Here is an 8270-nt window from a genome sequence, read left to right as displayed (position 1 = left end):
TTGTAGTTGAGCTCGCCGAGATCATTGCTGCCGATGCCGCTGATCTTGCCGTCGATGCGCAGCTTCTCGGCCCGGCCGAACAAATTGCGGTGGCCCCAATAACCTTCCAGGCCCAGCCCCTCGGTGTTGGAGAAGGTGCCGCCGACGCCGAAATAGCGTGGCTTGCGCTCGCTGACCTGGACGCCGATCGGAATGTTGCCGTCGGCATCGAGCGTGTCGGCTTCCTTGAACGTCACGCTGTTGAAGACCTCGAGCGCCAGCAGCCGGTCGCGCGCGTCATCGATCTCTTGCGGCGAGTACTGCCGGCCGCGCTTGAGGCCGGTCATGTATTCGGTGAAGTCGCGGTCGACCTTTTCGGTGCCTTCCACCGTTGTGTCGCCATAGCCGGCGACCGGCCCAGCGGCGACCGTCAGCGTCACGTCCAGCGTCGAAGTAGCGTGGTCGGCGACGATCTGCCGGTCCGTCACCTCTGCCAGCGGCCTGCCTTGCTCCTTCAGCGTCCGCACGATCAGCGCCTCGGCCTTGAGCACAGCGCCGGATCCCGCATCGCCGCCTGATATCAAGCCATAATCGGCGCTCATCAGCCCCGCTGCGTCGCCCTCGAGGTGGATATTGCCCAAGGTGAATTTCGGCCCGCTGGCGATGTCGATCACCACGGGAACCGGCTGCGGCCCCTTGAATTCGGCATCCGGCGGCAAATCGTCGAGCGGCTTGCCGTCGATGGTGACGGTGACGACGCCTTCGTAGCGGGCATCGGCATAGAGCGCGGCGACAAGCTGTTCGCGGTCGCTGCGCGCCTTGGCCATCAGCCCGAGCGAGCCGGAAACCGGACGCTCCTCGTCACTCTTCAGCGCCGAGGCATTTTCGAGCTTCTTGACCAGATCCTTGTCGGCGTCGGGGGCGGAAATGGTAACGGCGTAGCGCAGGGGATCGACGATATCGGCATCCTCGTCGCTGGACGACCCCCACAGCTTGATGCCGAAAAGCTCGAAAGCGGCCGCCGGCCGCGATTCGGCGACGAGCACGGTCGAGCACATCACGGCCAGCAGCAGGGCGCGCGGAAGCGCACGCCCTGGCGCGCGACCTCCTGACATCTGCTCTTCATGCGCCGGCATTAAGACAACCTAGATTACAAAACTAAAATTGGAATGAAGTTCTGAAGCGCTCGTAAAGGGGCCACAATCCAATTGTCTGAAATAGGGCGGGCTTGGAATTCACACCTTTTGCGTCGCCGCAAGAAAGCGTGATCCCCTGTCCTATGGAGGTACTACCGGTCATCGGCCGGAAAGGAAACCGTTGGCAGGCGGAACCCTGCCGCGTCCTTGTGTTGACAAGCCTGACTGAAGCTTGATCATGCCCGGACGTCAGCTGTGTCTGGAGGGGTGTTATGGCAATGCGCGCGGCTCGTGGTCTGTCTATCCTGATTCTTCTGTTTTTAGGCTGGGCCAGTGTCCTGGCCTGGAGCAGCGCCGCGCAAGCGGCCGAGGCCCGGCGGATCGCGACAACGGACAATTCCGATTATTTCGGCTTTGATCTCAGGTCCGACCAGAATGTGACAATCGACCAGTGCAAGACGACATGCCTGGGAGACCCGGCCTGCCGTGCCTTCACCTACAACAAAAAAGCCAAATGGTGCTTCCTCAAATCCGACTACAACCAGCTGAAAACCTTCAACGGCGCGGTCGCGGGCAAGGTCGTCAACATCGATGGCGATCCTGATATCGGCGCGCCGCCGGAACTCGCTTTCTTCCCCAACTGGATGGCCGATCAGGCCCAGCAATACCGCAACAAGCTGCTCGGCCCGGCCTATGACAAGCCGACCGAAGGCATGGCTGCCTTGCTGAACGCCGCCGAACAGGCCGTGCTGACCGGGGATCACCGCTCCGCCATGCTGAAATACGAGGCCGCGGTCTCGGTGCTGCCCGATGATGGTCCGCTCTGGCTCAACCTGGCGCGTGAAACGCTGGCCGTTCAGCCCGCCGCTAGCACCTCCGAAGCCTCCACTTTGCCGGCGAACGGCACGTCGGCCGCTTTCAATGCCTATAAATTGCTGCGCACCACCAAGACGCGCGCCGAAGTGCTGGCGCTGCTCGGCAACGGGCTCGACAAGCGCGATCTCTACCGGCCGGCGCTGCAGGCCTATGAGGCCAGCCTTGCGCTGAACCCTTCGCCGGCGGTCCAGGCCGACTATGCCGATCTCAAGGCCCGCAAGGGTTTCCGCGTTGTCGATCACACCATCGACGCCGACACCAGCGCGCCGCGCATCTGCGCGCAATTCTCCGAGGATCTGGTCAAGACCGGCGTCGACTACGCGCCGTTCGTCACCGTCGACAACGCGCCACCCAAGGGCGTCGAGGCCAAGGACAAGCAAATCTGCGTCGAAGGGCTGGAGCATGGTCAGCATTACGACGTCACCTTCCGCGCCGGCCTGCCGGCGGCAATCGGCGAAGTGACCGCGGCCCCCGTGGTGCTGTCGATCTATGTCCAGGACCGCGCACCGTCCGCCCGCTTCACCGGTGACAGCTTCGTGCTGCCGGCCGGCGCGCGCCGCGGCATTCCGATCGTCACCGTCAACATGAATGCCGCCGAAATGAAGCTCTACCGCGTCGGCGATCGTTCGCTGGCCCAGCTTCTGTCGGGCTACCAGTTCCTGCACCAGCTCGACGGCTACGACATCTCCAACATTTCCGAGCAGATGGGCGCGCCGGTCTGGCAAGGCCAGCTCGACATCGCCAATGATCTCAACAAGGAGGTCACCACCTCCTTCCCGGTCGACGAGGCGGTGCCGCAGCGCAAGCCCGGCGTCTACGTGCTGACCGCGCAGGCCGTCAACGACAAGAGCGACAACTACAATTCGATGGCCACGCAATGGTTCGTCGTCTCCGACATCGGCCTGTCGACCTATACGGGGCAGGACGGGCTCAACGTCTTTGCGCGTTCACTGGGCAGCGCCAAGCCGATAGCCGGCGCCGAACTGACGCTGGTTGCCAGGAACAATGAGGTTCTCGGCACGGCGACATCGGATGCCGACGGCCATGCCGTCTTCAACCCCGGCCTGACGCGCGGCGACGGCGGCATGGTGCCGGCCGTGCTGATGGCCAAGCAGGGCGACAATGATTTCGTCTTTCTAGATATGGGCCGGGCCGGCTTCGACCTGTCCGACCGCGGCGTCACCGGGCGCGCGGCGCCAGGTGCGCTGGACGTCTATGCCTGGACCGAACGCGGCATCTACCGCGCCGGCGAAGATGTTCATGTCGCGGCGCTTGCCCGCGACGGCGCCGCCAAGGCGGTCGAGAACCTGCCGTTGACGTTCGTCTTCTCGCGCCCCGACGGCGTCGAGGACCGCCGCATCGTCAGTGACGGCGCTTCGGCCGGTGGCCATGCCGTCGACCTGCCGCTCGAACCCAACGCCATGCGAGGCACCTGGTCGGTGTCGATATACACCGATCCCAAGCAGCCGGCCGTGGCCAGCCACATGTTCCTGGTCGAGGATTTCGTGCCGGATCGCATCGAATTCGACATGAAGGCCGACAAGCAGGAAATCGCCCAGGGCGAAACCGCCAACATCGACATTGACGGCCGCTTCCTCTATGGCGCGCCGGCGGCGGGCCTGGCGCTGGAAGGCGAACTGACGCTGTCGACGTCGCGCGACTGGGACCGCTTCCAGGGCTTTTCCTTCGGTCTCGCCGACGAGCAGTCGGCCGAACCCACGGTCACTCCCCTCGCCGATCTGCCGGTGGTCGGCGATGACGGCAAGGTGACCTTCCCGGTCTCCGTCGACCAACTGCCCTCGACCACCAAGCTGGTCGACGCCAAGGTGACGGTGAGGATGCGCGAAACCGGCGGCCGCGCCATCGAGCGTTCGCTCAACATCGGCGTCCGCCCGCAAGGCCATATGATCGGCATCCGTCCGGATTTCGCCGACAATGAAGTGCCGCAGGGCGGCACCGCCAAGTTCAGCCTGATCGCCGTCGATCCCGACGGCAAGCGCGAGGCGCTGAAAGGCGCGCAGTGGACGCTGGTCAAGGTCGAACGCAATTACCAGTGGTACCGCTCCAACAATTCCTGGAACTACGAGCCGGTCACCTTCACCAAGTCGATCGCCAACGGCCAGGTCGACCTTAGCGCCGACGGCGGCGCGACGGTCTCCGTGCCGGTCGATTGGGGTCAGTACCGCCTCGAGGTCGAGACATCGGATCCCGAGGGACCGGCGACAAGCTACGAGTTCGATGCCGGCTGGTATGTCTCCTCGACCACCACCGAAACGCCTGACGGCCTCGAAATCGCCCTCGACAAGGACAATTATGCCGCCGGCGAAGTGGCCAGGCTGAAAGTCTCGCCGCACTTTGCCGGCGAACTTCTCATCAACATCGGTTCCGACAAACTGTTGAAGACCGTCACGGCATCCGTGCCGGCCGGCGGCAGCACGGTCGACATACCGGTCGGCGACGATTGGGGTGCCGGTGCCTATGTCACGGCAACCCTCTTCCGGCCGGGCGATGCGCAGGAAACGCGCATGCCGGCCCGCGCCATCGGCGTGAAATGGCTGAAGGTCGATCCGGGCTCGAAAAAGCTCGCCATCACCTTGACGCCGCCGGACAAGACCATGCCGCGCCAGCAGCTGTCGATCCCGGTTTCGGTCGCCGGCGTGCAGCCGGGAAGCAATGCCTACGTCATGGTTGCCGCCGTCGATGTCGGCATCCTCAACCTGACCAACTACAAGGCCCCGGATCCGGAGAACTGGTTCTTCGGCCAGCGCATGCTGGGCATGGAAATCCGCGACATATACGGCCGCCTGATCGACGGCTCGCTCGGCAACACCGGCAAGCTCAGGACCGGCGGCGACGGCGCCAACATGCAGGCGCAAGGCAACCCGCCGACCGAAAAACTGGTCGCCTTCTTCTCCGGCATCGTCGAACTCGATGCCGACGGCAAGGCGCGGGTCGACTTCGACATCCCGCAGTTCAACGGCACCGTGCGCGTCATGGCCGTCGCCTGGACCAAGGATGCGGTCGGCCACGCCCAGTCCGATGTCATCGTGCGCGATCCCATCGTGATCACCGCTGGCCTGCCACGCTTCCTGGCGCCTGGTGACGCCGCCGTCATGCGCCTAGACGTCGCCGACACCGATGGTCCGGCCGGCGACTATGCGTTCTCGATCGAAACAACGGGTGACCTGTCGACCGGCGACAAGCCCCTGCCCCAGAAGCTGACGCTCGCCCAGGGCAAGCGCCAGACGCTGACCGTGCCGCTGGTCGCTCAGACGGCCGGCAATGCCTCGCTCACCGTCAAGCTTGCCCATGCCGACGGCACCAAGGTCGAGCAGACGCTCTATGTGCCGGTGCGCCCGGCGCAATTGCCGGTGACCACCCGGCTGGTGGTCGACCTCAAGGGCAATGGCGGCGCGCTGCGCGTCGACAAGGAACTGCTGGCAGCCAGCCTGCTCAATGGCGCCTCCGTCAGTGTCGGCGTTTCGCAGGCCGCCGCCTTCGACGTGCCGTCGCTGCTGATGACGCTCGACCGCTACCCCTATGGTTGCGCCGAGCAGACCACCAGCCGCGCCATGCCGCTTCTCTACGTCAATGAGTTGGCTTCCGGCGTCGGCATGGCCAGCGACCCCGATATCCATGGCCGCATCCAGGACGCCATCTATAAGGTTCTGAGCTATCAGGCCTCGGGCGGCAGCTTCGGCCTGTGGGGTCCGGGCTCCGGCGATCTGTGGCTTGATTCCTATGTCACCGATTTCCTGACCAGGGCGCGCGAGCAGAAATACGACGTGCCGAGCCTGGCCATGAACCAGGCGCTGAGCAATTTGCAGAACTCGCTCGGCTATGACCAGAGCGTCCAGGACCGTGGCAGCGAGATCGCCTACGCCCTCTACGTTCTGGCCCGCAACAAGAAGGCCTCGATCGGCGACCTGCGCTACTATGCGGATACCCAACTCGAAGCTTTCTCAAGCCCGATGGCCGTTGCCCAGCTGGCGGCAAGCCTGGCGCTCTACGGCGATACACCGCGCGCCGAAGCCACCTTCAAGACCGCCTTGCAGTTGGCAAAGTCCACCACCGACTACGACTACTACCGCTCCGACTACGGTTCGCGGCTGCGTGATGGCGCGGCGATGCTGGCGCTGGCGGCGGAATCGAAGCCGGTGCCGACCATCGTGCCGGAACTGATCAAGCTGGTGACCAGGGAACGCGCGGAAGCCCGCTGGACCACCACCCAGGACGAATCCTGGATGCTGCTGGCGGCCCGCGCGCTGAAGGAGGGCAATGATACGATCATGCTGGCCGTCAATGGCGCGGCGCATTCCGGCGGCTACTCCAACCAGGTGGAAGGCTCTGACCTGGCCGACAGCCCGCTGACCATCGCCAACACCGGCAAGACCCCGCTGCAGGCCGTCGTCACCACCGTGGCGTCGCCGGTCCAGCCCTTGCCGGCCGGCGGCGACGGCTTCACCATCAACCGCACCTACTACAAGCTCGACGGCACCGAGGCCAATGTCACCGAGGCGACGCAGAACGAACGCTATGTCGTCGTGCTCAAGGTCAACGAGCAGAACAAATGGCCGTCGCGCCTGCTGGTCACCGACCTGTTGCCGGCCGGCTTCGAGATCGACAATCCCGGCCTGGTCTCCAGCGCCCAGTTGACGAACTTCTCGTGGCTGGCGCAGACCGATGCCGCGCATCTCGAATTCCGCGACGACCGTTTCGTCGCGGCGTTCAACCCGGCCGACGGCGATCATGACCACAATCTGACGCTCGCCTATGTCGTGCGCGCGGTGACGCCTGGTACCTATGCGCACCCGGCGGCAACGGTGGAGGACATGTACCGGCCGCAATATTCGGCCCGCACCGCCACCGGCATGATGGAGGTCAAGGCGCCGTAAGGCGCCTTGGCGAATATGAAAGTGAGGCTTGTGCTGCCCCCCATTGCCCTGCCGGGCATTTCTCCCCGTATAGTGACGGGGAGAAAGAGGCCTGCAACAAAGCTTTCGCCAACTTTGAACGTTGCTGGAAAAGCGCCAAGGGCCATGACAGCACCCTTCTCCCCGTCACTATACGGGGAGAAGGTGGCGGCAGCCGGATGAGGGGCGGCGCCATGCTTTCCAAGAAGTTCCTTCGTCGCACGGCCGTTGCAGGAGCCTCCCTCATTGGACTCACCGCAATTGCCGCCACCACCCTCTGGGCGCTCGACCGTGCCTTCCCACCCCCGCTTCCAGCCGAACTCACGGTCTCCACCGAAGTCCAGGACCGCGACGGCGAATTGTTGCGCGCCTTCGCCACGCCGGACGGCTACTGGCGGCTCGAAACCCGCCTCGACCAGGTCGACAAGCAGTTCGTCGACATGCTGGTCACCTACGAAGACAAGCGTTTCTGGGACCATGAAGGTGTCGACGTGCTGGCGCTGGCCCGCGCCGCCGGCCAGTTCGCCACCAGCGGCCGCATCGTCTCCGGCGGCTCGACGCTTTCGATGCAGCTTGCCCGGCTGATCGAGCCGCGCGAAAGCCGCAGCCTCGGCTCCAAGGTCAAGCAGATGCTGCGCGCCATCCAGATAGAGCGGCGGCTGTCGAAACGCGAGATCCTCGAACGCTACCTGACGCTGGCGCCTTATGGCGGCAATCTGGAAGGCGTGCGCGCCGCCTCGCTCGCCTATTTCGGCAAGGAGCCGAAACGGCTCACCGTTTCCGAGGCCGCCCTGCTCGTCGCTCTGCCGCAACTGCCGGAAAAGCGCCGGCCCGACCGCAATTTGAAGATCGCCCACGCCGCCCGCGACCGGGTGCTGACCCGAATGGTCTCCTCCCGCCTGCTCGGCGAGCGCGAGGCCGCACGGGCCTCCCTCGACGATGTCTCGGACCTGCGCCGCACGCTGCCGGCGCTCGCCGCGCACGCCGCCTATGCGATGTTGCCCAAGGCCGTCCCCGGTCAGCCCTTGCAGCTGACGATCCGCAAGAGCGTCCAGGAGGGGCTGGAACAGGTGGCGAGGGACGCGGCCACCAAGCTCGGCCCCCGCCTGTCGGTCGCTATGGTGCTGGCCGACTCCCGCACCGGCGACATCCTTGGCGAAGTCGGCTCGGCCAATTTCTTCGACGCAAGCCGCTCCGGCTGGATCGACATGACAAAGATCGTCCGCTCGCCAGGCTCGACGCTAAAGCCCTTCATCTACGGTTTGGCCTTCGAACAGGGCCTGGTGGCGCAGGAAACGCTGATCGACGACAGCCCCGTCGATTTCTCCGGCTACCGGCCGAAGAATTTCGACATGGGCTACCAGGG

At 64.8% G+C, this 8270-nt stretch carries 3 protein-coding genes; 2 read left to right on the top strand and 1 reads right to left on the bottom strand.

What is annotated here, in order from left to right; genetic code table 11:
• Positions 1–1115, bottom strand: a 1115-nt coding sequence (locus EN964_RS16630) for an autotransporter assembly complex family protein (protein ID WP_164775846.1), incomplete at its 3' end; no start/stop codon positions are given.
• A gap of 272 nt (positions 1116–1387) precedes the next feature.
• Here EN964_RS16630 and EN964_RS16625 point away from each other — a divergent pair.
• Positions 1388–6886 (top strand): alpha-2-macroglobulin family protein, encoded by a 5499-nt coding sequence (locus tag EN964_RS16625; RefSeq protein WP_127273177.1) that lies wholly within the window; start codon positions 1388–1390, stop codon positions 6884–6886.
• 212 nt (positions 6887–7098) lie between these two features.
• Positions 7099–8270: transglycosylase domain-containing protein (locus EN964_RS16615; RefSeq protein ID WP_245490658.1), on the top strand; the 1172-nt coding region annotated here is incomplete at its 3' end.

It is taken from the genome of Mesorhizobium sp. M7A.F.Ca.CA.001.10.2.1, from assembly GCF_003998575.1.
Classification (GTDB): domain Bacteria; phylum Pseudomonadota; class Alphaproteobacteria; order Rhizobiales; family Rhizobiaceae; genus Mesorhizobium.
This window is presented reverse-complemented; position numbering and strand designations above follow the sequence as displayed.

Excerpts from the sequence above, each read along its gene's own strand:
- EN964_RS16625 (WP_127273177.1), top strand. The coding sequence starts at position 1,388 with ATGGCAATGCGCGCGGCTCGTGGTCTGTCTATCCTGATTCTTCTGTTT.